This is a genomic window from Alsobacter metallidurans (genome assembly GCF_014636935.1).
Taxonomy (GTDB): domain Bacteria; phylum Pseudomonadota; class Alphaproteobacteria; order Rhizobiales; family Beijerinckiaceae; genus Alsobacter; species Alsobacter metallidurans.
In genome coordinates this window covers 1-736 of sequence record NZ_BMES01000007.1, presented here as the reverse complement: position 1 = coordinate 736, position 736 = coordinate 1, and the positions used below count along the sequence as shown (strand labels likewise).

The window sequence follows — 736 nt, the reverse complement described above, 5'->3', positions numbered from 1 at the left end:
CCCCAAGGCTTATCGCAGCGTACCACGTCCTTCATCGCCTCTCAGCGCCAAGGCATCCACCGAATGCCCTTATGACACTTGATCGTTCTCATGAACAATGCTCGCTTGGCGACCCTCGCGGGTCGCGCACCTGCACCACGTGTCATGGTGGGCAGGCCTGTCCAGAGTCCTCCGCTCGGCGCGGATGGCGGAAACACGAATGTCCCCACCCGGACCCTTCGAACACATTGCTCGAAAAGACCAGTTTGCTTCGATCACATCCGGCGTCCGTGCGGTCAGGCGACGGCGCTGGCAGCCAACGCATCCAGTGTAGTGGATGCGAAGTCCGGACATGATCCCTCTTCACGATGTCAAAGATCAAACTCAGCCGGCGATGCGCCAGGCCAAGAAGCTGTTTTCTCTTTTCGGATGAGTTGCTGGGGCGTGATCGCGACAATCAAACCGCCTGGTGGAGCCAGACGGGATCGAACCGACGACCTCATGCTTGCAAAGCACGCGCTCTCCCAACTGAGCTATGGCCCCACTCGCCGCAGGCGAGTGTGTGGACTTGGCTCGAAGCTGATCGTTCGAAGCCGAAGGCTTCGATCAGCGCGAACGCGCGCCGCGTCCTTCGACGCGTCAACCGCTCGCACAGCGAGCGCACCAAGATGGTGGGCCTGGGAAGACTCGAACTTCCGACCTCACGCTTATCAAGCGCGCGCTCTAACCAACTGAGCTACAAGCCCAAGATCTCCCG

The 736-nt window shown here is 60.3% G+C and carries 2 tRNA genes and 1 rRNA gene; all 3 read right to left on the bottom strand.

What is annotated here, in order from left to right:
- A 23S ribosomal RNA gene (locus IEV99_RS23640) occupies nt 1-84 on the bottom strand; the annotation flags it as partial.
- Nucleotides 85-446: 362 nt separating this feature from the next.
- Nucleotides 447-522: transfer RNA gene (locus IEV99_RS23635), tRNA-Ala, on the bottom strand.
- 126 nt (nt 523-648) lie between these two features.
- A tRNA-Ile gene (locus IEV99_RS23630) sits at nt 649-725 on the bottom strand.
- Nucleotides 726-736: the final 11 nt, after the last annotated feature.